15 protein-coding genes are annotated in these 25,658 nt (G+C 68.4%); 10 read left to right on the forward strand and 5 right to left on the reverse strand.

The window, feature by feature from the left end:
- Window positions 1-644: 644 nt before the first annotated feature.
- The 5 genes from AC4OXY_RS38025 to AC4OXY_RS38045 all read right to left on the reverse strand — a co-directional run bounded on the left by AC4OXY_RS38025 (window position 645) and on the right by AC4OXY_RS38045 (window position 5,964).
- Complete coding sequence (locus tag AC4OXY_RS38025) at window positions 645-1,958, reverse strand: ATP-grasp domain-containing protein (protein ID WP_491991896.1); 1,314 nt, start codon at window positions 1,956-1,958, stop codon at window positions 645-647.
- Window positions 1,933-3,153, reverse strand: coding sequence for an MFS transporter (locus AC4OXY_RS38030; protein ID WP_491991897.1), 1,221 nt, complete (start codon window positions 3,151-3,153; stop codon window positions 1,933-1,935). Before AC4OXY_RS38030 ends, AC4OXY_RS38025 begins: the two co-directional genes overlap by 26 nt.
- A 1-nt stretch (window position 3,154) precedes the next feature.
- On the reverse strand, window positions 3,155-4,207 hold the full coding sequence (locus tag AC4OXY_RS38035) for a YqcI/YcgG family protein (protein ID WP_491991898.1): 1,053 nt from the start codon (window positions 4,205-4,207) through the stop codon (window positions 3,155-3,157).
- Between the two features lie 312 nt (window positions 4,208-4,519).
- Entirely contained in the window at window positions 4,520-5,428 is a 909-nt protein-coding gene (locus tag AC4OXY_RS38040) for a GlxA family transcriptional regulator (RefSeq protein ID WP_491991899.1), read from the reverse strand.
- A complete protein-coding gene (locus AC4OXY_RS38045) occupies window positions 5,425-5,964 on the reverse strand; it encodes a cysteine hydrolase family protein (RefSeq protein ID WP_491991900.1) in 540 nt (179 codons plus the stop codon). The genes AC4OXY_RS38040 and AC4OXY_RS38045 overlap by 4 nt, the downstream gene beginning before the upstream one ends.
- Window positions 5,965-6,398: 434 nt before the next feature.
- On the opposite strand from AC4OXY_RS38045, the gene AC4OXY_RS38050 reads away from it, so the two are divergent.
- From AC4OXY_RS38050 to AC4OXY_RS38095, 10 genes are all read left to right on the forward strand, one after another.
- Window positions 6,399-7,172 (forward strand): thioesterase II family protein, encoded by a 774-nt coding sequence (locus AC4OXY_RS38050; RefSeq protein ID WP_491991901.1) that lies wholly within the window; start codon window positions 6,399-6,401, stop codon window positions 7,170-7,172.
- 99 nt (window positions 7,173-7,271) lie between these two features.
- Window positions 7,272-7,976: a thioesterase II family protein gene (locus tag AC4OXY_RS38055; protein ID WP_491991902.1), complete on the forward strand. Its 705-nt coding sequence runs from the start codon at window positions 7,272-7,274 to the stop codon at window positions 7,974-7,976.
- 596 nt (window positions 7,977-8,572) lie between these two features.
- Window positions 8,573-11,281, forward strand: a complete 2,709-nt coding sequence (locus tag AC4OXY_RS38060) for a non-ribosomal peptide synthetase (RefSeq protein ID WP_491991903.1) — start codon at window positions 8,573-8,575, stop codon at window positions 11,279-11,281.
- Window positions 11,278-15,042: an amino acid adenylation domain-containing protein gene (locus AC4OXY_RS38065; protein WP_491991904.1), complete on the forward strand. Its 3,765-nt coding sequence runs from the start codon at window positions 11,278-11,280 to the stop codon at window positions 15,040-15,042. The genes AC4OXY_RS38060 and AC4OXY_RS38065 overlap by 4 nt, the downstream gene beginning before the upstream one ends.
- A gap of 19 nt (window positions 15,043-15,061) precedes the next feature.
- A complete protein-coding gene (locus AC4OXY_RS38070; protein ID WP_491991905.1) occupies window positions 15,062-20,359 on the forward strand; it encodes an amino acid adenylation domain-containing protein in 5,298 nt (1,765 codons plus the stop codon).
- Window positions 20,360-20,562: 203 nt separating this feature from the next.
- Entirely contained in the window at window positions 20,563-21,300 is a 738-nt protein-coding gene (locus tag AC4OXY_RS38075) for an AzlC family ABC transporter permease (protein ID WP_491991906.1), read from the forward strand.
- Entirely contained in the window at window positions 21,297-21,617 is a 321-nt protein-coding gene (locus AC4OXY_RS38080; protein WP_491991907.1) for an AzlD domain-containing protein, read from the forward strand. Before AC4OXY_RS38075 ends, AC4OXY_RS38080 begins: the two co-directional genes overlap by 4 nt.
- A gap of 45 nt (window positions 21,618-21,662) precedes the next feature.
- The gene (locus AC4OXY_RS38085; protein WP_491991908.1) at window positions 21,663-22,541 is read left to right on the forward strand and encodes a carbon-nitrogen hydrolase family protein; all 879 of its coding nucleotides are present in this window, start codon (window positions 21,663-21,665) and stop codon (window positions 22,539-22,541) included.
- Window positions 22,542-22,666: 125 nt separating this feature from the next.
- Window positions 22,667-23,281: a 4'-phosphopantetheinyl transferase family protein gene (locus tag AC4OXY_RS38090; RefSeq protein ID WP_491991909.1), complete on the forward strand. Its 615-nt coding sequence runs from the start codon at window positions 22,667-22,669 to the stop codon at window positions 23,279-23,281.
- A gap of 1,026 nt (window positions 23,282-24,307) precedes the next feature.
- Window positions 24,308-25,654 (forward strand): NAD(P)/FAD-dependent oxidoreductase, encoded by a 1,347-nt coding sequence (locus AC4OXY_RS38095; RefSeq protein WP_491991910.1) that lies wholly within the window; start codon window positions 24,308-24,310, stop codon window positions 25,652-25,654.
- Window positions 25,655-25,658: the final 4 nt, after the last annotated feature.

The following is a 25,658-nucleotide window of genomic DNA, read 5'->3' on the forward strand; positions in this document are numbered from 1 at the left end:
TGACCTGCGGCGATGCGGTCGCTACCGTCTCTGAACTGCGCGGATGAGCCTTTCAGGGTGTTTCAGGATCGTGCCGCGTTATGCGGCTCATTCTCCCCAGGCGCTCCCCAGAGCGGCTCCCACTCCCCAGATTCTCCCCACGGACAGCCGTCATGCGACTGGCGCTGACCGTGCTTTCGGCTGCTCGGCGGAACCGCGTGTCGGTCACATGATGTGACTGATAACAGGGCGAGACATGCCGGGGAGTTCGTGGACGATGCCCACGACGCGGGCGCATTCGTGGTCAGTTGTCCCGGAAGAGACCAGGCTCCCCTGTGACCTGCGGCGTTGGGCGACTGCGGAGCGCTGACCTGCGCAGATGATCTTTCGACTGTTTCACGGCCGTGCCCGTTGATACAGCCGGAAGTCCCAGGAGAGTCCCAGGGGTGATGGCTACTCTTTCGGCTCTACGCAGGGGGCGGTGTGCGGGCTGGGACTCGTGCATCGGTGGCGCGCCTTGATCTTCGTTCAGGCGGAGACGGTGTAGCCGCCGAGGGTGTTCAATCCGGCCCGTTGCCCAACCTGCTACGCGCCCTGCCCGTCGAGGACTTCGGGCCCCGTGTTGCCATGCCATAGCAGCACGGGGCCCAAACGTGAGGGCTTGCTCAAACGGAGTCGGCGGACTCCCTCTGTCCGGTGTCGGCTGCGAAGAACGAGGCGAACCTCTTTCGCACTGCCTGGCCGTACTCGTCCAGTTGTTTCTCGTCCTGCGCCGAGAGGAAGACCAGGCCCAGGTCGAGAGAGTCAAGCAGGGAACGGGTGGCCGGATACTCCTTGCCCGCACGGGCGTTGACCATCACCTCATGAACGCCCGGCAGTTCCGTCAGCGCGTCCGTGTCCGGCTGGGTGACGCATCGCGTCGCCTCGTCCAGGCTGAAGAAGATGATCGCGCCGTCACGGGTCAGGGAGTAGCTGCCACCCGCCGTGGAAAAAGGAGCGCTCCTCAGCCTGTGCGCGACGTACTCGCACTCCCGGTGGATCTGGGACACACCGGTCAGTTTGAAGGTCTTCAGCGGATGTCCCGCGCCGTGGGCCCGCGCGCCGAAGTCGATCAGGCGCGGGCCGGTGTGCGCGTTGTACATGATCTCCACGTGCGCCGGCCCGACACTCACTCCGAGGGCGCGGAGGACGTCCTTGGCGTACTCGGTGATCTCCCCGGCCGGTGATTCGTCGGGCGAGATCCACTGGATCCGCTCGTAGATGAAGTCGCCCTGGGCGGAGAGACGCTTGTCGTAGCGGCTCAGGCCGACGATCTCGTGCACCCCGTCGTGCGAGAACGTGTCGACCACGTACTCGATCTGCGGCGCTGGGAAGAGTTCCTGGACCAGGGCACTGGGGCTGTCACCGAAGAGCCCCGGTGCGCCGAGGATGTCCCGGATCGCCTCGTGCAGTTCGGCCGAGTCCTGCACCATCCGGACGCCCACCGAACCGGCGCCTGTGGAGGGCTTGACCACGGCGGGTAGGGACGCGCTGTGTCGGGCGATGAGATCCGCTGAAAGATCTGTTCCCGGAGGGATCGCGTGCGTCTCGAGGCAGGGGACCCCGTGTTCCTGGAGGGCGGCGAACATGAACTGCTTGTCCCAGCGCTTCCGCGACTCGCCTTCACCGTTGGCCGGACACTCCGGAATGGATTCCCGCAGGTACTCGACGAGTTCGATGCCGGACTCCGCACCGGCGATCACGTACTCGACACGCTCGGCGACGCAGTGGGAGAGCAGGCGCGTCCGGTCGCCCGCGAAGTCGCGCTCGAAGCCGAGGGCACCGGGCGTGTCTCCGCTGCGCAGCCCGGCAGCGAGAGCTCTCCCGGTGTCCAGGAGCACGACCGGGACACCAGCTTCGGCCAAGAGCGGCGCGTAGAGGCTCCCGGAGCTCACGGGATCCACGATGAGTACCTTAGACGGCCGATTCGACTCGCTCATGAGTCACCACCCGTTCCTTGCCTGTAGCCACCAGAAGGATGGCGAGCGCGAGGCCCACCACGGCGATACCGATCCAGAAGACGACCCGGTTGTGCAGGACTCCCCAGGCGCCGACGGCGGGTCCGAGGGCTATACCGGTGGACTGGGCGGCGGAAAGGTAACCCTGGTATCGCGCGTTCTCGGAGGGCCCGGCGAGATCCGCAACCGAGGAATTGCCCAGTGGGGCGAATATCGCCTCACCGAGGGAGAAGAACACGAAACCGATGATGCATACCGCCCACGCCGAGGAAAGGCCGCACACCGCCAGTCCGGCGCACGTCAGGAAGGATCCGACCGCGAACGCCTTTCCCCAGTTGAACTTGGCCGTCAAAGCGCTGAGTGGAAGCTCGGCGACGATGATGACGATGGGGTTGATGAGGAGGAGAATCGCGTATAGGCGATCACCTCCGCCGAGGCGGTCGAGCGACAGCGGGATGCCGCTCTGGTGCTGTGCGTAGACGGCGATCGTGACACCGAAGGCTACGATGACGGACCAGATCCGGACCTTCTTGCGCTGCGCAGTGGCCAGGTTCCCGGCGGGAGTTTGCTCATCGACCGTCGAAGCCTGCTCCTCGACCGGACTCTGCGTTCGCGGGCGTATCCACTTCTGTCCCACGACGAGTAGCACGCCGGCCAGGAGCGATCCGACTGCGGACATCCTGAACAGAAGGGGGAATTGCGAGAACCCCACGATTCCGGCGACGGCCGGGGCCGCGACCATGCCGACGTTGAGGAAGATCCGGTAGAACGCGAAGGCGGTGACCTTCGGACCTTTGTAGTCCGAATCGGAAACCAGCGCCGCCGACGGGCCGACGAAGGACTGTGACACTGCCACGCTGACGGCCGCCACGAGTATGGAGCCGTACGGATTGTCCGTCAGGAAGGAGAGGGCGAGGAGAAGCGGAATGTTGATGAAGCACCCGGCGACAAGCACCCGGGAGCTACCGATCTTCTCTGCCGCCCGGCCGCCGATGATCGCCCCGAGGATTCCGGCGCCGCCGACTGCGAGCAGTGCCAGGGCGACCGTCCCGGACGTCGCCTTCATCCCCTGGAAAAACACCGCCGCGAAGAGACCGAGAAATCCCACGCACCGGTTGACCAGCGTGGCCAGTGATACGATCCAGATTTGCGGAGGGAATTTGCGCAGATCCTGCATACTAAGGCTCAACGCGACCACTCAGAAAGTCGCCGTGCGAGACGGTGTGAGCGGCCTTGCCGCCCTCGGGGATGATGAAGTAGATGCAGCCCTGCTCGCCGGCCGTCGACTGGTGGATCGTCCCCGCGGGCAGCTCGATCCGGGTACCGCCGGCCGCCTTCTCCTCACTGACCGACTCCGGGGTTCCGCCCGGTCCTGCGTACTCGAGGACCATGTCGCCCTCGAGAACGACGAGGGTTTCGTGGACCGAGTGGCTGTGCCAGGAATGCACCTTCCCGGGCATGTCACGTTGCAGTTCGATGCCTCCCTGGCTGGGGAGGAACTTGGCCCCGGCCTCGGCGATGCCGAGCTGGTCCTCTTGGATAATCTTCGTCTCGGTCATTATCAGGTCTTCCCCCCGCATCAGAAAGCTGACCGGGCACTTGCTTCGCGATATGGCGTCTTCCCCGTCGTCCAGATAGTACTGGCGCCATTCGTTGTTTGTTTCTTCGCCGTAATTACCCAACATTGAGGTGAGCGGCGCGCTGTCGTATTCGTCGATCCGGCCTCGAATGACCTTGCGCGCATTGTCGCCGGTCTTTGTTCCCGCCTTGATGTCGTCGAACACGAAGCGGGGCTGGAAGGTGATCGCGACGCGCTCGAACTGCCGACTGCGACGGGCGGAGTGCAGCGGAGTGTTCACCACCACGAACATGGGAACCCCGTTGAAGCAGTACTCGAACGTGGCGTCGTCCGTGTCTACCGCGTACTCCGACGGCCACGACGTCTCGTCGAGGAGGGACGTTCTTTCGAGCAGCTCCCAGAACTCCTGGTAGTAGCTCTCGTGTGTCTCCTCGGGGGCGCCCCACGATTCAAAGAAGACGACCAGTGACGTACGCCGCCCCAGCTCTTCGCAGATGGAAGTGAAGGACCGGAGGGTACTGGCCAGCTGCACCGCATGCGCGCCCGCTTCGATGAAGCCGTATCGCAGGGTTTTCCGCGCTACTGCGTCGACGCCGAACACGCAGGGGAATTTATCTTTCGGGTCAAGCATCCTCTGCTCGAAGGAGGACATTGCTTCAGACTGCCACGAGTCCGACGGAAAAGGAGTCGAACCTGGAATGGCAAGGAATGCGGTATTCAATGCGTCGGTAGACACTCGAATGCAACCTCAGATTTGTCGTGGATCTGCACGGCTCACTGAGCATTGCATTCGAGCAAGCCCGAAAGCAATTTCTGCCGGGGTGGGCAAGATCACTACGGATAATCTTGATGACCTGACCATGAGATGGCCTTTTTGTGGCCGAATCTTTGATTTCGTTTCCGGGGCATGAATCTCCGATCCATGCTTCTGTGGCCGATTCCGCGGCCCTTGATTTCAGGCTGTTCAGGAGGGCCGGGCACGGAGGCGGCGGAGCATACGGGCGTCCTCGAACCCGACCTCACGGGCCGCGGACTCGATCGTCGCGCCGTGGCCGATGAGGTGGTCGGCCCGCTCCAGGCGGAGGGCCTGTTGATAGCGCAGCGGGGTCATGCCGCCGGTGGCCTCGGCGAACTGGCGGGTGAGAGTTCGGGCGCTGACGCCGACATGGGCGGCGAGACGAGCGAGGGGAAGTGGTTCGACGTAGTGGGCGTCGATCAGGTCCTGGACCCGATGGACGTTGTCGTCGAGGTGGCTGCGGTGGCGAAGCATGGCACTGGACTGGGGTTCGTGGCCGTTGCGGCGGGCGAAGACGACCATCTCCCTGGCCGCTTGGGCGGCGAGCCCCGGGCCGTGCCGGGTGGCCAGCAAGTGCAGGGCCAGATCGATGCCGCTGGCGATGCCCGCAGAGGTCACCACCCGGTCGTCGGAGATGAACAGCACGTCGCGGAGCACGGTCGCCCGCGGGTGGCGGGCGGCCAACTCATCCTGGAGCTGGTGGTGCGTGGTGCAGCGCCGGCCGTCCAGCAGACCCGCCTGTCCCAGGGCCTGCGCTCCGACGCACACGCTGGCGACGGTGCCGCCCGCGGCGTGGTGCGCGCGCAGCCGCTCCAGGGTGCCGGCACCCAGCACGGGGCCCGGCAGGGTGGGCGCCCGCCACCCCGGGACCATGATCAGGTCGTCGGTGCCCAGGTCGGGCCAGTGCCGCTGGGCGGTGAGCGTGAGGCCCTGGGCGCTGACCACCTGCTCCTGCTCGGCGACGTATGTGAGCGTGTACGGTCGGCCGAGTTCCCCCGCAGTGCTGAAGACCTGGGCCGGACCGGCCAGGTCGAGTAGGTGGACCTCGGGGAGCAGGACGAAAACTACGTGCGTCATTCCTGTGATGTTGCCAGTTCGTCGACCGTGGCGATGCGGGCGAAGCGGTCGCGCAGGACGGCCTGTGTGCGTTCGATGATCGCCTCGGCGCTGAGGTCACCGATCGGGTCGGTCGTGGTCGCGTCGGCCACGAAGACGACCTGGTAGCCCAGATCGCTGCCGAGCCGCGCGGTGGTCTCCACGCACTGTTCGGTACGGATGCCGCACACCCACAGCTCGCCGACGCCGGCCTCGGTCAGCCGCCGCTGGAGGTCGGTCGTGGTGAACGCGTTGTGCGAGGTCTTGCGCAGCACCGGCTCGGCGGGCAGCGGCTGCTCCAGCTCGTCAAGGAGCCGGACGTGTCCCAGGGCCGGGTCGAACACGTCCCCGGTACCGGGTTCCGTGTGCAGCACCCATACGACGAGATCACCGTTGTCCCGTGTGAGCCGGACCAGCCGGTTCACCGGCTCGGCGATGTCCGGATTGGCGATCCGTTCCCACAGCGGTCGAGCGCGGAAGGATTCCTGGACATCAATGACGATCAGCGCTCGCTTCATGCCCACCAGTCTGACCATTGACTATCCCCGATCGGTAGTCACAATCGGGACCAGTGCCGGAACGATCCGGTCACGCGTGGCCGAGTGTAGCCGGTGGTGTGTCAGACGCCTGGCCCGTCGAAAGACGGTTGAAGCGGACACGCCTGGAAGGGGGAGCGGTGGTGGTCCGCGCGCGGCAGGCGACTTCTGCGTGGTTGACTGCCGTCAGCCGCGAACGGCTCGCGCTGTAATCATGATCACGTACGGGCCGTGGAGTTGAACTAGCGGGTGCGAATGCGTACGTTGATGCCGCCCACAAGGCGCACCACCTGCAACAAGTTTGGAAAAGTCCATGAGTTCTGGCCGCCACCTAGCGTGCCCTCACCCTGCTGTTCGTCCAGGGACGGTTGGGGAAGTAGCATTGGCTCGCTACCTGGGTGGGGAGTAAGCCCAGCGTGCTGGAAGCTGTATGGGTTGACCGGATGCGTCGGCAGTCGCGTCAGCCCGTTGGTCGGGTCGTCATTTTCGCTCATTCCGGAGCCGGCCCGAATGCCCTGATGTCCATAGCGGAACGACTTCCCGAAACGTACGACGTCGTCGGTGTGACCCTGCCGGGGAGAGAGCGGCGTTTCGCCGAGTCGCCGGAGGTCGCCCCTTCGGACGTCGTGGCCGCGGTGCGGCGGGAGTTGGCCGCACTGGAACCGTGTCCCACGATCTTCTTCGGCCACAGCCTGGGGGCGTCCATCGCTCTCGGCGTGGCCCTCGCCGAACCGAACGCGTGCGCATCTCTGCTGGTCAGTGCACAGCTCCCCGGCGGCTCTCGAGCTGAACGGCCGAGCAGATGGGAGGATGCCGACCTCCTTGAGATCATGGAGCTGGGGGGAGGCACCCCCCTTGAACTGCTGGCGGATCCCCACTGGCGGGACCATCTGTTCCAGCTGCTCCGCGCCGACTTCAGCCTGGGATGCCGGCTGCGTGGGCAGCTGGAGAACGCGATACTCGACATTCCGTTGACCGTGCTCGGCGGAGCGGAGGACCGTTTGGTTCCCTCTGCGCAGCTACCTTTGTGGAAGGCGCGCACTAAAGCCGCTTTTGAGGTGAAGATCTTCCCCGGCGGGCATTTCTATCTGCTGGATCAGGCGAACATCGACGCTGTCGCCGCCCATATCGTCGCTGCCTTCGATTCCGTCGCAGCGGCGACCGGCCACCGGCCGCGCACTGCCATCTGACGCGCCTTCGTGCTCGCTGACGCCTGACGGTCGGCCCTGCCCTCGTTTACCCGTCATCCTTATCAAACGTTGCAGTTATGAACGGAGAAATACCCCTCCATGGAACCCACTTACCTCATTTGCCTGCCCTTCGGCGGGGCCGGCGCGTCCTTCTTCAGGGAGTGGCAGGAGCACGTGCCGGAGGGACTGACCATCCTGCCGGTCCAGCTGCCCGGCCGTGAGGAGCGCTTCGTAGAGACCCTTCACACGGACGTCGCGCGCGCCGTGGACGAGGCGTACTCCTGGGTGCTCGAGCAGTTCGACGGGTCGGCGCGCGTGGCCCTGTTCGGCCACAGTCTGGGGGCGGTGCTCGCCTACGAACTGGCGCACAGGCTCAGTGACGCCGAGGGGATCCGGCTGACCAGACTCTTCGTCAGCGGCTCGCCGTCGCCATGGAACGGAAGGAAGGAGCGGGCCACGGGACTCGACGACGAGGCGTTCCTGGCGCAGCTCCACCGTTTCACCGGGTACACGCATCCCGCCCTCCAGGACACCATGATGCGCGACCTGTTGCTCCCGATGCTGCGCGCCGACGTCGAGATGCACGAGAACTACCGGCCCAGCTCCGACAAGCCGCTGTCCGCGCCGATCACCGCGGTCCGCGGCCGCGACGACACGCTGGTGGACTCCGCCCAGATCTCCCAGTGGACCGAGGCCACCACGGCCGGTCTCTCCACCGGCGAACTGGACGGCGGGCACATGTACTTGGCCGACGACTACGCCCCGCTGCTGCGTCTCATCGTGGCCGGGATGCAGACCGCCTGACGCGTCGGCGACACGACCTTGCGGGGTGAGCGTGCTCGCTCGACTTCGTGCGCACGGTGCGGGTGGCGACATCGAGCCGCGTCAGGGACGACTCGCAGGCCCCGCGCTCGTCCGACGGCCGCCGGCGCCTCCGCGCACCGCCCACGCCACGCCGCCCGCACCGTCGGCCGACCGTCTCTGACGGGTCCACACGAGCCGGTGAACAGTCCGCTCGTTGCCCTTTGCCGCTGAGTCCATGCTGCCGGTGGACCGCCGCTCCTCACCCGCCTCGGCCGACGCTCGTCGATCCGTCCCGTCGCCCTCTTGAACCGCTCCTGTTGAACCGTTCCTGCTCTGGAGATCGCTCGGTGCGAACCGATTCCCCTGTCCTTCTCATCCCCGCCGACTGTGCGTCGTCCGCCCACAGCCATGCCTGGCGGGTGCGAATGCCCGGCGGCGCGGACGCCGTACGGATGGCCGAGGCCCTCGATGACGCGTCCCGCCACTGGTGGAACGACGCCGGCGCTCCGCTCCCGGGGCTGCGGACCGAGCGAGTCGCGGCGGACTGTGACTCCCCAGCGGCCGGCCAGCTGCTTCGGTCAGCGCTGTACGCTCCGATGGAGGCACGGGACGGCGTGTTGCGGGCCACGCTCCTGCAGTACGCGGACGGCCCCGCCGACCTCGTGCTGGTCGCCCACCGTGCCGAGCTGGACGCCGTGTCGCTGCGTTCCGTGGCCGACGTGCTCACCGGCAGGGCACCGTACGACCGCTTCGGCACCGACAGGGCAGGCCGCTCCGTCGTCGCTGACCCGGACCTCGTCAAGCGGTGGCGGGAAGCGGACTACTCCGGGCGGGTCGAGTGGGCCGTCGGCGATGACGCCGCGGGCGACCGCACCGGTACGGTGACGGTGCCGCTGGTGGGGTCGCCGGTGGACGCGCCGGCCAGGGTCGCCGTGGCGACCGGGCTCGTCCTGGGACGGTACGAGAACCAGGACAGCCCTGTTCTCGGCGCGCTGGGCGGCATCCCGGCCCGCGCGGACGACGTACTGGGATCATTTGACGCCGGGACGCTTCTGGCGCTGGACCTCTCGGGCGCGCGCTCCGTGGGGGAGCTGGTCGCCGAGACCAGGCGCGTGCTGGACGGCGACGGCGGATGGTGCGACGCACGGCAGTACGCCGAGCTCACCGCCGAGGCCAACGGCAGGCTCCTGGCCGGGCTGCTCCACGGCGGCCACGAGGCTCCGGGCCCGGAGGGCAGCTATCTGGCGTGCCAGACGGCCCCGTTCCCGCTCACCGTCGTGCCGAGCCGAACTGCCACCGGAGAGCTCCGGCTCGACATCCACCACCGCCTCAAGGACATCGACGAGGACTCTGCGAAGCGATTCGCGCGCCACGTCAGCCGGGCCTACGCGCAGTTGTGCGCCGGCGACGAAGCGCAGGCGCCCGCCGACATCGATCTGCTGGACGAGGACGAACTCCGGCAGATGGTCGCCCTCGGTCGGCCCGGCCGCTCGCTCGACTGGCAGCCGGAGCGCATCGACACGGTGTTCGCCGCGCGGGTGGCGGAGCGTCCCGACGCCCTCGCGCTCACCTGCGAGGGAGAGTCGCTGACCTATGCGGAGGTCGACGCACGCGCCGGACTCTACGCCGCCGCGCTCCGTGCCCAGGGTGTCCGGCCAGGCGAGCGTGTGGGCGTCTGCCTGGAGCGTTCACTCGACCTCGTGGTGACCATGCTGGCGGTCCTCAAGGCCGATGCGGTCTACGTGCCCATGGACCCCGCCTACCCGGCCGACCGTCTGGCGTACACCGCCGAGGACGCGGCCTTGCGGATCGTCGTCACCGCCCTCGACGACTTCCCCGGCCAGGCCGGGCAGGTACGCGCCCTGCGGCCCGAGGAGCTCGCGTCGTACGACGGCCCAGACCACGATGTCCCGGGGCCCCTCCGCGGACCCGAGGACGCCGCGTACATCATCTACACCTCTGGCTCCACCGGCCGCCCCAAGGGGGTCGTGGTGCCGCACCGCAACGTCGTCGCTCTTCTGGCGGCCACGCTGGACGACTTCGAGCTGGGCACCGACGACACCTGGACGCTCTTCCACTCCAGTGCCTTCGACTTCTCCGTCTGGGAGATCTGGGGGCCGCTGCTGACGGGTGCGCGACTGGTCGTCGTGCCGTACTGGGTCTCCCGGTCGCCCGACGAGTTCCGCGAGCTGCTGCTCCGTGAGCGGGTCACCGTGCTCAACCAGACCCCGTCGGCCTTCGCTCAGGTCATGGAGGCCGACCGGCACCAGGCCGAACGGCTCGCGGTGCGCCTGGTGATCTTCGGAGGCGAGCCGTTGGACGTGCGCGCCCTGCGTTCCTGGCTCGACCGCTACCCCGAGGACCAGTGTCGGCTGGTCAACATGTTCGGCATCACGGAGACGACCGTCCACGTGACGGCACAGACCGTGACACACCGGGAAGTGGCCGCCGGATCCAGGTCGGTGGGGCCCGCCCTCCCCGGCTGGTACCTCTACGTCCTGGACGAGCGCGGCCGTCCCACGCCCTGCGGCGTACCCGGTGAGATCTACGTCGGAGGCGAAGGCGTCGCCCTGGAATACCTCGGCCGTCCCGAACTGACCGCCCAGCGCTTCCTGCCGGATCCGTTCAAGGGCGGCCGGATGTACCGCAGTGGCGACCGGGGCCGGTTGCTGCCCGACGGACGCCTGGAGCACCTGGGCCGCCTCGACACCCAGGTCAAGATCCGCGGCTTCCGCATCGAGCTGGATGAGATCCGCAACGTACTGCTGGACGATCCGGGCGTCATGGCGGCCGCGGTGGTGATCGGCGGCGATCCGGCGCACGACGCAGCCGGGGTGCGCATCGACGCCTATGTGGTGCTGGACGGCGGGGACACCGCCGACGTGCGGGCCAGGGCGGCCACGGTACTGCCGGAGTACATGCTGCCCACGACCGTGACGGCGCTTACTGCGCTGCCGCTCACCGCGAACGGCAAGCTGGATGCCAAGAAGCTGCCGGCCCCTGCCGCACCCGTCCCCGCGCCCACGTCCCCTCGGCCGTCCGGCTCTACGACAGCTGACACTACGCCGCAGGCAGTCGAAGGGAGCCTGGCGGCCGCGCTGGCCGCCATCTGGGAGTCCGTGCTCGGCCTGCCGGTCGGCCCCGACGACAACTTCTTTGCGCTTGGCGGCAATTCACTGCATGCGATGCGGGTCGCGGCTGCCATGCGCGAGCAGGCACTGCCCGCCCTGCCGATTCGCGAGCTCTACCTCAACCCCACGGTGAACGGCCTGGCACAGGTCCTGGACGCGGGGAGCGGCGCATGAGCGAGCCGATCACCGGGGCCGGGCTGCTGCTCGACTGGCTTCCCGGTCCGGACGACCCGGCGCCGCCCGGAACCTACGGCCCGGACGAGTCGGCCGGATCCCACGTGGGGCCGTTCCGGGTCGCCTGTCCGTCCCACACGGTCCTGCCAGACGTGCTGGCGGCCTGGGGCGCGCTGCTGTACCACCACACCGGTCAGCGAGAGTTGCCCATCCGTGTCCTGAGCGGCGAAGCACAGGACGTCGTGGTCCGGCTCACGGTTGATCCAGGGCAGTCGCTGGCGCACCTGGCGGACACGGCGATGCGGGCGCTCGACGCCGCACAGCCGTACACGGCCGACGCTGCGCCCCTGCCTGTGTGCGTCGACTGCCGTACGGAAGCCCCCGTGGCATCCGTGCCGTCCGGTGCGCTCGGCCTGGTGCTGGAGGACATCGGGCAGGGAGCCGTGTTGGGTCTGCGGCACGATGCCGCCGCGAGCCGTCCGGACGCGGTGGCCCGGCACGCGCAGCATCTCGCCGCCGTGCTAGCGACGGCCACGCGCTCGCCGCAGTGCCTGGTCAAGGACCTGGATCCGCTGTCGCCGACCGAGCGGGCGGCGCTGCTGTGCGGTCCCGACACGGTGGGGGACTACCCGAAGGACAGCCGAGTCGAGTCGCTTTTCGCGGCATGCGCCGAAGCGGCGGGTGACCACCCCGCCGTGGTGCATGGGAACACCACCCTCACCTACGCCGAGCTACACCGCCGTAGTGCGTTGTTGGCCGAGTCGCTGCTCCGTGACGGGCTCCGGCCGGGCGAGCCGGTGGCCCTGCTGCTGCCGCGTGAACCGGCGCTCGTGGTCGCGGCGCTCGCGGTGCTCAAGGCCGGCGGGGTCTATCTGCCGGTGGACCCCGACTATCCGGCCGACCGGGTCTCGTACCTCCTCCAGGACAGTGGTGCGGGCCTGCTGCTGACGACCGGGTGCCTGGTCGAGCGCCTCAGCGAAGCACTGGGGCAGACCGGAACGGACCGCCGGGTGATTCTGGTGGAGGAGCAGGACTGGTCGGCCGAACCCGCGCCGGAGACCGGGGTTGCGGGCGATGCCGACGCGGCCGCCTACATGATGTACACCTCCGGCACCACGGGCCGGCCCAAGGGCGTCATGGTGCCCCACCGCGGCATCGTGCGCCTGGTCAGGAACGTCGGCTACGTGCGCCTGGACGACACCACCAGGATGGCCCAGCTCGGTGCGACCGGCTTCGACGCCTCGGTCTGGGAGATCTGGGGCGCGCTGCTGTGCGGCGGGACCGTGCACATCCTCGACCGCGAGACGTTCCTCGACGTCGAGGAACTGAAGCGGGCGTTGGAACACCAGGGAATCACCACCGCGTTCATCACGTCCGCGCTGTTCCACCAGCTGGCCGACGAGGACCCGGCCGCCTTCCGGGCGCTGCGCGACCTGCTCGTCGGAGGCGACGTGCTCTCCGCGAAGCACGCGAGGTCCGTGCTGCGCGCCAACCCGGACATGCGGCTGGTCAACATGTACGGGCCGACGGAGAACGTGGTCTTCTCCACGTACGAGCCCGTCACCGAGCCCGTCGATGACCGCGTGCCCATCGGCCGCCCGGTGCCTCGCACCACCGCCTACGTCCTCAATCAGGACCGCGCCGCGCTGCCGACCGGTGTGCCCGGCGAGCTGTACGTCAGCGGCGACGGGATGGCGCTCGGCTATCACGGACGGCCCGAGCTGACCGAGCGCGCCTTCGTCCCCGATCCCTTCCGGCCCGGCCGGATGCTCTACCGGACGGGGGACAAGGTCCGTCGACTGCCCGACGGCAGGATCGACTTCCTCGGCCGGGTCGACCACCAGGTCAAGGTCCGCGGATTCCGTGTCGAACCCGGAGAGGTGGAAGCAGCGCTGTTGACGCATCCGGTGGTGCGTGCTGCGGTGGTCTTGGCTCGACGACGTCCGGACTCCTCGGACAGTTACCTCTGCGCGTACCTCTCCGGAGACCAGACCCTCGTACCGGAACAGGTGCGTGCCGCAGTCGAGGCGGTCCTGCCTCCGCACATGGTGCCCGCGCACATCGTGGTGCTGCCCGCCCTCCCGCTGACCGCCAACGGCAAGGTGGACCGAGCCGCGCTCCCCGAGCCGGCCCAGGGCGGCACCGCAACCGACGAGGACGGCGGGCGGGCGACCGACGATGTGGAGCGCGCCCTGGTCGACCTCTGGGAAGACGTCCTGGGCGTCCGCGGGATCGGCGTGCGGGACACGCTGGACCAACTGGGTGGCAGCTCGCTGACCGCGACCCGGCTCGCCGCCCGGGTCCGTCAGCGGTTCGCCGTGGCCTGCCCGGTGTCCACCGTGCTCGCGGCCCGCTCGGTCGCGGCGCTGGCGCAGTACATCCGGGCGGCCGATGCCGCCGCCCCCGACGCCGAGGGGCCGCGCCCCGGTCTCGCAGCCGAGCGGACCCCGCTCTCCCCGCAGCAGAAGGGGATCTACATCGAGCAGGTCAAGGACCCCGCCGCCACCGAGTACAACCTGCCGATCACCGTAGACCTGCCCGGTCCGGTGGACGGCGAGCGGTTGCGCGCATCGCTGGCCATGCTCGTGGCCCGCCACGAGGTCCTGCGGACCGACATCGCCCTGAACGACGACGCCACGCCGTACCAGCGCGTACACCCGGAGCTGCCGGTCGCGGTCGACGACGTCGAGCTGCCTCCTGGCGCTGATCCCGATGCCTGGACCGAGCAGTGGATCCGGGCTTTCGACCCGCATCGAGGCCCCCTGTGGCGGGCGGTCCTGCTCCGTCACGGCAGCGGGGCGCGGCTCGTCCTGGACGTACACCACCTGCTGACCGACGGGTACTCGCTCACCCTTCTCATGAACGAGTGGGCGGCCCTGATCTGCGGCGAACAGCTGGCCGAATCCGAGCTGTCTTACCGAGACTTCGCCCACTGGGCGAACGGACCGCAGGGCCGGCGGCAGGCCGAGGCCCAGCGGGGCTTCTGGACCGAGACCTTCGCGCGGCCCGTCACGCGCCTGGACCTGCCCACCGACCTGCCGCGGCCCCCGGTCCGTCGTACCGAAGGGCACTACCTGCCCTTCGCGTTCGGCACCGAGCGCAGCCTCGCCGTACGCGAGCTGGCCCGCACCGAAGGGGTGACGCCCTTCCATGTCCTCCTGGCCGTCTACACCGTGTTCCTCGGCCGGGTGACCGGCAGCGAGGACGTGACGGTGGGCACGCCCGTGTCCGGACGGCACCTGCCGGGCACCGACCGGGCCCAGGGTATGTTCGTCAACACCCTCTGCCTGCGGGTGCGTCCGAGCGCCGGGCAGTCCTTCCGCTCGTACCTCGCAGAGGTGGCGCGCCACGCCCTGGCCGCCGTGGACCATCAGGACCACCCCTTCGACGAGGTCGTGGCACTGGCCGGTGAGCGGGACTACAGCCGGCATCCGCTCTTCGACACCCTCTTCGCGGTGCAGGACACCGGCCTCCACCAGGTCGACTTCCTCGGTGGCCGTCCGCACTGGCGGCCCGAGGCCACGGGACGCACGATCTTCGACCTCAACCTGCAGATCGACGACGCCCCCGAGGGCTACACGGCCCGCTGGGCGTACGCCACGGCGCTCTTCCTGCGCCCCACGGTGGAGATGTTCCGCGACGAACTGTTGGCCCTGACGGACGCCGCCCTGGCCGCACCCGACACCTCACTCGCCGAACTCGGCCGTGCCACGCCGGTCGACCACACCGTCCCCGAGCTCGCGCTCGATTTCGACTTCTGATCCACATCTGGAAGGCACCATGCAATCTCTCGAAACCCGAGGCCAGCTCAAGGTCGCTGCCGCGCAGCGCCCCGTCGAGGGCGCGTTCTGGCGCGCCGAGGTGGCCGCTCTGCCCGAGCGCACCGGCTTCCCCTCTGACGTCATCGCCGGCCCGGCCGCCCGCGCGCCGCACACGTCCACGGTGCTGGACCTGGACGGCGAGCTCGCCGCCCGGCTGGACAAGCTGACCCGCGGTGAGGACGCCGCCCTCCACACGGTGCTGATCGCCGCGGTCGGCTCCCTGCTCCAGCGCTACACCGGCACCGACGAGGCCGTACTGGCCGTACCGTCGATCCAAGCCGCGGACGGATCCGCGCCGCTCGCCCACTCGCTGGTGCTCCGGCTGCCGCTCGCGCATGACACCGCGCTGCGCGGGCTCCTCGGCGACGTCAGGTCCCGGCTGCTCGCCGCGCTCAAGCACCAGGACTACCCGGTCGAGCTGCTCGCCGAGGAGTTCGGGATCACGGCCCCGGAGGCGGAGAACCCCTTCGCCCAGGTGCTCGTCGACTCGGTGCGCCACGGCGAGGTCCCGGCGGACCGCGCCGACTTCCCGCTCGTCTTCGCCTTCGTCCGCGCCGAGCGGGGCCTCGCGCTGGAAGTACGGCACAGGACCGGGCGCCACACCGTCGAGACGGCGTCGCGACTGCTGACGCACTGCGCGGTCCTCCTCGCTCAGGCCACCAAGGCGCCCGATGCGCCGATGACCGCCCTCGACCTGTTCTCCGACGCCGACCGCGCGCTGACGGCCGAGGCGAACCGGACCGAGGCCGCGTTCGAGGACACCGTGCGCCTGGACGAGCTCCTCAGCCGCCAGGTCGCCGAGTCCCCCGACGCCACCGCCGTGGTGGGAGACGGCTTCCGCCTCACGTACGCCGAACTCGACGCCCGCGCCAACCGCCTCGCGCGCACCCTGCGCGCCCGTGGCGTGGGCCGGCAGGACCTGGTGGCCGTGCTGGCCAACCGCTCCCCGGAGATGCTGGTCGCCATCCACGCCGTGCTCAAGGCCGGCGGCGCCTACGTGCCGGTCGACCCCGGCAACCCCCGCGACCGCATCGCGTACATCCTCGACGACAGCGCCGCTCGGATCGTCCTCACCCAGCCCCAGCACGCCGGGCTGGTGGGCGAGGGGATCACGGTCCTGGACGTGACCGACGAGGGCAACTACGCGGCCGACGACTCCGCCCTGGCCCCGGTGGGCGGTGCCCGCGACCTCGCCTACGTCATCTACACCTCCGGCTCGACCGGCAACCCCAAGGGTGTGCTCATCGAGCATCGCTCGGCGGTGAACCGTATCGCCTGGATGCAGAAGGCGTACCCGATCACCGCTGCCGACGTGATCCTGCAGAAGACCCCGACGTCCTTTGACGTCTCCGTGTGGGAGCTCTTCTGGTGGATGCTCGAGGGCGCGTCCGTGTGCCTGCCCGAGCCGGGTGCCGAGCGCAACCCGGAGGCGCTGACGGCCGCCATCGAGCGCCACAGGGTCACCACCATGCACTTCGTGCCGTCCATGCTCGGCGCGTTCCTGGACTTCGTCGACGGCTCCGGCGAGCAGGCCAGGCTCGCCACGCTGCGTCAGGTCTTCGCCAGTGGTGAGGCGCTGATGCCGCACCACGCACGTCGTTTCGCGGAGGTCCTGGACAGCGCCCGGCTGGTGAACCTGTACGGTCCGACCGAGGCGGCCGTCGACGTCACTCACTACCCGTGCGCCGGTGACGAGACCCGGGTGCCGATCGGCCGCCCGATCGACAACACGCGCATCGTCATACTGGACCCGGAGTTGCGTCCCCAGCCGGTCGGAGTGCCCGGCGAGCTGTGCATCGCCGGTGTCCAGCTGGCCCGCGGCTACCACAACCGTCCCGAGCTGACCGCGGAGCGCTTCACCGCAGCCCCGCAGGCCGGTGAGGAGCGCGTCTACCGCACCGGCGACCTGGCTCGCTGGCTGCCCGACGGCACGATCGAGTACCTCGGCCGCATCGACCACCAGGTCAAAGTCCGCGGCTACCGCATCGAGCTCGGTGAGATCGAGGAGCGGCTGCGCGGCCACGCCGAGGTCAAGGACGCCGTGGTCGTCGCCCGCACGGCCGACGACGGACAGACGTACCTGTGCGGCTACGCCCTGGCCGCCGCACCGCTGACGGAGGACGAGCTCAAGAGCCACCTCGGCCGCACTCTGCCCGAGTACATGATCCCGGCCCGGCTGATCACCCTGGAGTCCTTCCCGCTGACCCCGAACGGCAAGCTGGACCGCCGCGCCCTGCCCGAGCCCGCGCAGCCGCTGCGCGAGGCCGCCGCGTACGTGGCGCCCGCCACGCCGCAGGAGAGCGAGCTCACCCGGATCTGGGGCGAGGTCTTGGGCCACGAGCAGATCGGAGTGCATGACAACTTCTTCGCGCTCGGCGGCAACTCGATCCACTTCGTCACCGTGCTGGCCAAGGCCAGGGCTGCCGGCATCGAGTTCACCTTCCAGCAGTTCTTCCAGAACCCCACCGTGTCCGAGCTGGCCGCGAGCCTCACCGACCCAACGTACTCGCGCAGCGACGCGCCGGTACGTCGGCTGGAGCCGTTCGAGCTGCTGACGCCCGAGGACCGGGCGGCGATCCCCGAAGGGATCGAGGATGCGTATCCGATGACGCAGCTGCAGGCTGGTCTGGTCTTCCAAAGCGAGCTGACGCACGGCACCGCCGAATACCACGACATCATCAGCTATATGATCGAGAGCTCGTTCGACACCGAGTGCTTCGAGCGGGCCGCGCAGATCGTCGTCGCCCAGAACCCCATCTTCCGGACGAGCTTCCATCTCACCGGGTACAGCGAGTACCTGCAGTTCGTCCACGAAGACGCGCCGCTGCCGCTGTACATCGCCGACCTGCGCGGCAAGTCCGGGGAGGAGCAGGACGCCTGGTTCCGCGAGTGGGCCGAGGAGGAGAAGGCCTACCGCTTCGTCTGGTCCGAGCCCGGCCTGGTGCGCCTGCATGTGCACGTGCTGAGTGACAACCTCTTCCGCTACACCCTCAGCCAGCACAACTCGGCGCTCGACGGCTGGAGCATCACGCTCACGCACACGACGCTGTTCGACACCTACTACCGGCTGCTCGAAGGCACTCCGCTGCAGGACCCCGCCGTCGACAACCACACGCGCAACTACGTGTCGCTGGAGCGCCAGTCCCTCGCGGACGAGACGCACCGGGACTTCTGGGCCGAGGTCCTCGAAGGCAGCATCTTCACGGAACTGCCGCGGACCAAGGAGTCGACCGACCCCGAGCTGTTCCCCGTGGTCTTCCACGAGGTGGAGTTCCCGCGCGGCCTGTCGGACCGTATCGTGGCGCTGGCCAACTCGCTCTCCGTTCCGGTCAAGAACGTAGCGATGGCGGCGCACGTCAAGGCGCTGTCGATCATCGCCGGCGACCGCGATGTCATGACCGGCTACGAGCACAGCGGCCGTCCGGAGGCCGAGGACGCCACCCGCGCGATCGGTATGTTCCTCAACACCGTGCCGTTCCGGGTGTCCATGGAGGAGGGCTCCTGGGAGGACCTCATCCGGCAGGTCTACCGGAACGAGATCGAGCTGCTGCCGGCGCGGCGCTACCCGATGGCGCAGATGAAGTTCGACCTGAACACCCAGGAGGCGCTCTTCGAGTCGGCCTTCAACTTCACCCACTTCTACCTGCTCAAGCAGCTGGAGGCGCGTGAGGGCTTCGCGCTCCTGGACGTACGGGCCAACGCAGAGACGGAGTTCGTCCACCGGGCCGAATTCTCCCGGCACTTCCTCACCGACGAGCTGCGGCTGAGCCTGCACTACCATGCCCACCTCTTCGAGTCGTGGCAGATCGACCGGATGGGTGCCTACTACGTCGCCGCGTTCGAGCAGATGACGGCGGATCCGGCGGCCCCGCACCACCTCGCCGTGCTCCTGCGCGACGAGGAACTCGAGGCGCTCACCGCTGCCGAGCAGGCGGAGAAGCTGCCCGCCGAGCTGGCGGCGCTCGTGCCTGACCCGGGCCAGCCGCGTCGGGCGCGGATCGTCGACGCGCACGGGCTACCGGCCCCCTTCGCGACCCCGGGGCAGATTGTCCTCGTCGTTGACGGGGCCGAGCCGGTGCCCACCGGGATGTACGGCCGCCGCATGCCCGACGGCCTCCAGGCCCTGGGCGCCCTCGAAGAGCGCACCCACCTGACGTTCCGCCGGGAGGCACCGCAGGGAGCCGTCGTCGCCGCATCCGAGGAGGCGACCCGCCTGCCCGTCAGTGAGGTACAGGTGCGCATCGCGCAGGCCTGGTCCAAGGTGCTCGGCGTTCCGCTGCCGGAGATCACGCTCGATGACAACTTCTTCCGCCTGGGCGGCAATTCACTCTCCGCCCTCCGGGTGATCATGGAGCTGGGCGATCTCGTCTCCCTCACGGACCTGATGCGCAACTCCACCCTGGAGCCGCTCTGCACGGTGGTGCAGGCCCGACTGGACGAGAGCGCGACGGCTGCCGAGCCGAAGGAGCAGACGCTGCTCCAGCCGCTGTCTGCGGACCCGGCCAAGGCCGCCGTCACGCTGGTGTGCTTCCCGTACGCGGGTGGCAACGCCATCAACTTCGAGCCGCTGGCCGCGGCCCTCGACCGGCAGGGCGGCCAGGTCGCCGTCTACGCCGTGGAGCTGCCCGGCCATGACGCGAGCCGTCCGGACGAGCCGTTGCTGTCCCTGGAGGACGCGACCCGGCGCGCGGTCGAGGAGATCGGCCGCACCGTCGTCGGCCCGGTGATGCTGTGGGGCCACTGCGTGGGCTCCGCCCTCGCGGTGGAGGCCGCACGGCTGCTGGAGGCGGAAGGCAACCGTCCGGTGCACGTCTTCGCGGGCGGCAAGCTGCTGCACAGCGTCGACGTGACGCGGCAGGGCCTGGAGCAGGCGGCCGCGATGACGGATGAGGACATCGTGCGGTGGCTCGTCGACAACACCGGGTCCTCCGAGCTGTCGGGCCTGCGCTCCGACCAGACGGCGTTCCTCGCGCGGGTGTTCCGTCACGACACCGGCGTAGCCAACGGTTACCTGCTCGCGGCCGCGGAGGACGGCCCCCGGGCCAAGCTCGCCGCCTCCTTCACCGCCGTGTACGCCGTGGACGACCAGCTGACGCAGGACCACGGACGGCGCTATGAGGACTGGGCGCTGTTCTCCGACGCGCCGCGGCTCGCGGAACTCGGGACCGGTGGGCACTACTTCTGCCGCACGGTGCCGGACGCCGTCGCCGAACTGGTCCTCGACCGGTGGCGCGAGGCGGCCGAGGCGTCGCACTGACGCACTGCGGCACTGGCGTACTGAGGCACAGCAGTCGGGGCCACGCGACCTTCACGTGGCCCTGGCCGCCCGCCGTCACGGGCGGGACAGGACCGGACACCGAGACCTACGGAGCAGAACCCACTGAGATGAGTACCGCACAGACACCGGAAGCCCTCCGGCTTCCCACCGCCCGCCAGCAGTTGCTGGCAGGGGCAAAGAGCATGGCACCGTTCCTCGCATCGGCTGTGCCCATGGGGATCGTCGGCGGCGTTCTGGGCCTGTCCAGCGGACTCTCCGCCTGGGCAACCCTGGGCATGGCCATGGCCGTCAACTCGGGCACCGCCCAGTTCGTCGGCTACGCACTGATCGCCCACGGCGCGGGCTGGGTCACGATCATCCTGACCACGCTCATTCTGGGGCTCCGACTCCTGATCTACTCGACCATCCTGGGCCCCTACGTCAAGGAAGTGCCCCAGCGCTGGCGTGTGCTGCTCGGCTTCGGACTCATCGACGCGGTCTTCTTCGTCGTCATCGAGAAGCTGAAGAAGGGCGAACTCACCCGCGGGAAGCACCTGTACTTTCTCGGCGCCTCCGGCGTCATGTACATCACCTGGATGTCGTGCACCGCCATCGGAATGGCACTCGGCTCCGCAGTGCCCGACCTGAGCAAGCTCGGTCTCGACTTCCCGATGACGGCCATGTTCGTCGCCATGCTCGCGGCCGGGCTGACGAACTGGCGGGTGGTCGCGGTCATTTGCACCGCGGGTCTGACCGTGATGCTGACGCAGGCCCTGCCATACAACCTCGGGGTCGTCGTCGCCACCGTCGTCGGCGCCGGAGTGGGCACGGTGTGTGAGTACCTGTCGAAGGCCCGCAGCGACGACGTGGAGAGCGCCGACGAGGAAATCGCCGACGTGGAGGACGGGCAGAAGACGAACAGCGGGGAGAAGTCACGATGAGCATGGCACTGTTGATCCTGGGCATGGCCCTGTGCAGTTTCCTGCCGCGATATCTGCCTCTTGCCTTCTTCGCCGATCGCGAGATGCCTCCGGTGGTGAAGACCATGCTCAACTACACCCCGCAGGCCGTTCTGGCGGCGCTGGTGTTCCCCGCGATGCTCGCCCCCTCGGGCAAGGGCATCGAACTGACCGTTTCGAACCCGTACCTGATAGGCGGCGTCGCGACGTTCGTCGCGGGTCTGATCTCGAAGAAATTCCTCCTCGTCACAGCAGTTGGTGTCGCCGTCTTCTATCTGTCCCGTTGGCTTCTCGGCTGAGCTGATCCGCCGGCCACGACCCCATAGTCACGAAAGGTAACGAGAATGAACACCAAGGCGAACCCGAACCGTACGCCCTTGCGGGTGGCCGTAGCGCAGATGCAGGCCCGCCCCGGTGACGTCGCCCGCAATGTCGCCGTATCGGCATCGCTGGTGCGGGCGGCCGGGGAACAGGGCGTGCGAGTCCTACAGTTTCCCGAGCTCTCGCTCACGGGGTACGAGCCCGGGTGGCTCAAGGCATCGTTGCCCGCACAGGCTGTGGACCCGTACGGACCGGAACTGGATGTCCTTCGCGATGCCTGCCGCACCTCACATGTAACGGCGATAGTGGGAGCGCCCACAGCCTCGGGGCAGCGGGCTGCCATTTCCGCCTTGGTCATCGATGATCAGGGCCGGACGGCCGCGGTATGTCACAAACAGCACCTCGAAGTCCAGGAGCGGGACCTCTTCACCCCGGGGACGGAAAGCTGCACTGTGTCGGTGGACGGCTGGCAACTGGCCGTCGGAATCTGCTACGACGCGAGCTTCCCGGAGCACGCTCGCGCGGCAGCGCTCGCAGGGGCGGACGCCTACCTTTGCGGTGGCGGGTTCGTCCAAGGTGACTCCGACCACCGACGTTCGGTGTACTTTCCGGCGCGCGCGCTGGAGAACACCTTCTACGTACTTTTTGCCAATTTCGTGGGGCAGCAGGGTTCCTGGAACTTCAGCGGCGGCAGCGCAATCTACGGGCCGGACGGCCGACCACTCGCCGAGGCAGGAAATCAGGAGACAGGCGTTGCCATTGCCGACCTTGACGACGAGATTCTGGCAGTCACTCGCAAACAGCTGACGATGCTGCAGGATCTCGGTGAGTGGTCCGGAGCTCACCTCTCAGGTTCGGGTCAAGGCATGTTCGGTCCTCGCTCCACCTCCTGTGTCGTGTGACTGGCGTCCCCAGTTTGCTGCTCCGCACCGCACCAGACGGTCCGCAGGGAATCGTCGAATTCGAACTGAATGCGTGGGTGCCGGAAGTCCGAGACCGGCCGGTGGGTGGAGCGGTGGCACTGTGGGTGCTTGACACGGACCGCGATGTCATCGGCTCGCACTCCGTCAACGACGCGTTGCTGGACGACGCGGAACGCTCACGCGCTGCCGGCTTCGTCCGAGAGACCGATCGGCACCGCTATCTGGCAGCCCACGTGGGACTGCGGGTGCTGCTTGGCGGCTACCTGCGCATTCCTCCGGACCGAGTGGAGTTCGTGTGTGAGGACTGCCCCTGCTGCGGGGGCCCGCACGGACGCCCGGCGGTCGCCGGGGGCGGAGTGCACTTCTCGCTGTCGCACAGCGGTGGCGTGGCGCTGCTGGCGTTCGCAGGGGTGCCGGTCGGGGTGGACGTGGAGGCCGTACCGGAGCCGCAGGCGGTCGCTGATCTGCTTCCCGCCCTGCATCCCCGAGAGGCCGACGAACTGCGCGTGCTACAGGAGGCGCAGCGGCCCGACGCGCTGGCCCGTGTCTGGTCCCGCAAGGAGGCGTACCTGAAGGGCACGGGCGAGGGCCTGGCCTCCGGCTTCGCCCATCCGTACGTCGGATCGGCGCCCGAGCCGGCTCAGACGCCAGGGTGGAGGCTGAGGGACGTTGCCTGCCTGGGAGGTTACGCGGCGGCGCTGTCTGTTTCGACGGGGTAGCGAGTCGGGTTCGCCGTGTCGACGCCGACCGGGGCCCTCCCGCGATACGGCGCTTCTCTCGCCCCGGCGGTGGGCCGGGAGATGCGACGTGCACGCGGTCGGCGTCGGCCGTTCCGCCCACTGCCTGTCAGACAGGCATTCGGCTGCCGCCCACGGCCTTGCCTTCGTAGGCGCTCGCTGGAGTCGAGCAGAGGCGGGGAGGGCGGCGCGACGGCTGAAGTCGGCGTTGTTGATCTGTTCCCGATGACGCATCATGTGGAGTGCGTGGCGATTTTGGAGCCTGCTGCGAAGGGGCTCTGACCTGCTGGTTTCCTGATTCCCAGGATCCGGGCCGGCCGCGTCGACATGTTTCGGTGGACCCACCACGTGGAGTGTGTCGCGATCCTTGAACCGGCCGCGAAGGGCTCCTGACCTGTGCTTTTGTGTGTGCGTATGATGTGCGGTGTGGGCGTTACGGGCGATATCCTGACGCTGAAATGACGCATGTGACGCTCATTCGACGCTCGTTCTGACGGGTCGTCAGGCCCCTGTTCGCTGCTGCTCAGGAGCTCTGGCGGCCTCGCCCGTGGGGCAGGTCTGGCGCACGGGTCTGATCGAGGGTGCGCTGTTATGGGCGGTGCGCGGGAACGAACGCCGAGCACCTGAAAGCTCTCGTGCGAGCGCACGCCGAAGCCAACGACGACCTCTTCTACAGCGTCGCCCTGTGGGTAGCGGCGAAGTCAGCTCGCCAGGGGCAGGGAAAGTAAGAGCGTGACCCGTGAGCGCGGCACCCTCAACCTACCGGTGGGCCACAGGTGTCTACCACTGTCTGCGGGTCGTTGCGGCCTGTGCGCTCGTGCCCTGGGCGGCCGTCGCCTCTGCCTCGGCTGGGATGTCGGGATGCCACTCCTCGGACCAAGGTGCGGGTTAGTCCGGCTTCAGCGGTCCTGACAAGACTCGGCGCCCTGCGAGCAAGGACCCATGCGCCCGCTGTCGACAAGGTGAGGAGCCCTGGATGGTGTCAGAGGCAGTTCGCGAGGCCCGCCCATGACGACCGACTTCGACGTTGTAGTGATCGGTGGCGGCCCCGCGGGGTCGACGGCCGCGGCGTATCTCGCCATGGCGGGACTCTCGGTGGCTGTGTTCGAGAGCGAGATGTTCCCCCGGCCCCACGTGGGCGAGTCCCTGGTGCCGGCGACGACGCCGGTGCTGCACGAGACCGGCGCCATGGCAGCGGTCGATGCGGCGAACTTCCCCAAGAAGTACGGCGCTTCGTGGACCGCGTCGTACGCCCTGCGCGTGCCGAGCAACGGTTTCGTGGGAATGGGCCACCGGCTCACCGCCGACGTCCAGTTCGTCGAGCGCGACCAGGAGGGGGTCGACCGCGACTACACCTTCCATGTCGACCGGGGGAAGTTTGATCTGCTCCTGCTGAAGAACGCCGAGGAAAAGGGCGCCAAGGTCTTCTCCGGTGTCCGCGTGCTCAAGGTGGACTTCAGCGACCCGGAGCAGGTCGGCCTGACCTGCCGCCTGAGGTCCAAGGAGGTCGGCTTCAGCGCGAAGATGGTCGTCGACGCGTCGGGTCGGGGCACCACACTCGGCCGGCAGCTCAAACTGAAGGTGAGCGACCCCGTCTTCGACCAGTACGCGCTGCACACCTGGTTCGAGGACGTGGACCGGGCGGCGCTGGCGAGCAACCCCCAGGAGACCGACTTCATCTTCGTGCACTGGCTGCCCGTCAAGGACACCTGGGTGTGGCAGATTCCCATCACGGACACCATTACGAGCATCGGAATCGTGACCCAGAAGAAGCGGTTCGCCCAGGCCAATACCGACCGCGAGAAATTCTTCTGGGACTTCGTGGACACCCGGCCCGAACTGGCGGAGATGCTGAGAAAGGCCAAGCGGGTCCGTCCGTTCAAGGCGGAGGGTGACTACAGCTACGCGATGCGGCAGATATGTGGCGACCGTTACGTTCTCATCGGGGACGCGGCCCGTTTCGTCGACCCGATCTTCTCCAGCGGAGTGAGCGTCGCGCTCAACAGTGCACGGATCGCCTGCAAGGACATCATCGCGGCGCACAAGGCCGGTGGTGACTTCTCGAAGAAGAGCTTCGCCCCGTACGAGGAGAAGCTGCGCAAGGCGGTGGGCTACTGGTACGAGTTCATCACCATCTTCTACCGGCTCAACGTCCTGTTCACCGCGTTCGCGAAGGACCCCCGGTACCGGATCGACGTGCTGCGCATGCTGCAGGGCGATGTGTACGACGGTGACGAGCCGAAGGCGCTGCAGGCGATGCGAGAGGTCGTGAACGCCGTCGAGAACGATCCGGAGCATGTCTGGTACCCGTTCCTCGGCACCCTGCGCGCACCCACCGCGGCGCCCCAGTTCTGAGCGT

The organism is Streptomyces sp. HUAS MG56, from assembly GCF_058673395.1.

Bases quoted from the DNA above. Each gene is read 5' to 3' on its own strand.
- AC4OXY_RS38025 (WP_491991896.1), bottom strand. From the start codon at position 1,958: ATGAGCGAGTCGAATCGGCCGTCTAAGGTACTCATCGTGGATCCCGTG.
- AC4OXY_RS38030 (WP_491991897.1), bottom strand. From the start codon at position 3,153: ATGCAGGATCTGCGCAAATTCCCTCCGCAAATCTGGATCGTATCACTG.
- AC4OXY_RS38035 (WP_491991898.1), bottom strand. From the start codon at position 4,207: ATGTCCTCCTTCGAGCAGAGGATGCTTGACCCGAAAGATAAATTCCCC.
- AC4OXY_RS38040 (WP_491991899.1), bottom strand. From the start codon at position 5,428: ATGACGCACGTAGTTTTCGTCCTGCTCCCCGAGGTCCACCTACTCGAC.
- AC4OXY_RS38045 (WP_491991900.1), bottom strand. From the start codon at position 5,964: ATGAAGCGAGCGCTGATCGTCATTGATGTCCAGGAATCCTTCCGCGCT.
- AC4OXY_RS38055 (WP_491991902.1), top strand. From the start codon at position 7,272: ATGGAACCCACTTACCTCATTTGCCTGCCCTTCGGCGGGGCCGGCGCG.
- AC4OXY_RS38060 (WP_491991903.1), top strand. From the start codon at position 8,573: ATGGAGGCACGGGACGGCGTGTTGCGGGCCACGCTCCTGCAGTACGCG.
- AC4OXY_RS38065 (WP_491991904.1), top strand. From the start codon at position 11,278: ATGAGCGAGCCGATCACCGGGGCCGGGCTGCTGCTCGACTGGCTTCCC.
- AC4OXY_RS38070 (WP_491991905.1), top strand. From the start codon at position 15,062: ATGCAATCTCTCGAAACCCGAGGCCAGCTCAAGGTCGCTGCCGCGCAG.
- AC4OXY_RS38075 (WP_491991906.1), top strand. From the start codon at position 20,563: ATGGCACCGTTCCTCGCATCGGCTGTGCCCATGGGGATCGTCGGCGGC.
- AC4OXY_RS38080 (WP_491991907.1), top strand. From the start codon at position 21,297: ATGAGCATGGCACTGTTGATCCTGGGCATGGCCCTGTGCAGTTTCCTG.
- AC4OXY_RS38085 (WP_491991908.1), top strand. From the start codon at position 21,663: ATGAACACCAAGGCGAACCCGAACCGTACGCCCTTGCGGGTGGCCGTA.
- AC4OXY_RS38095 (WP_491991910.1), top strand. From the start codon at position 24,308: ATGACGACCGACTTCGACGTTGTAGTGATCGGTGGCGGCCCCGCGGGG.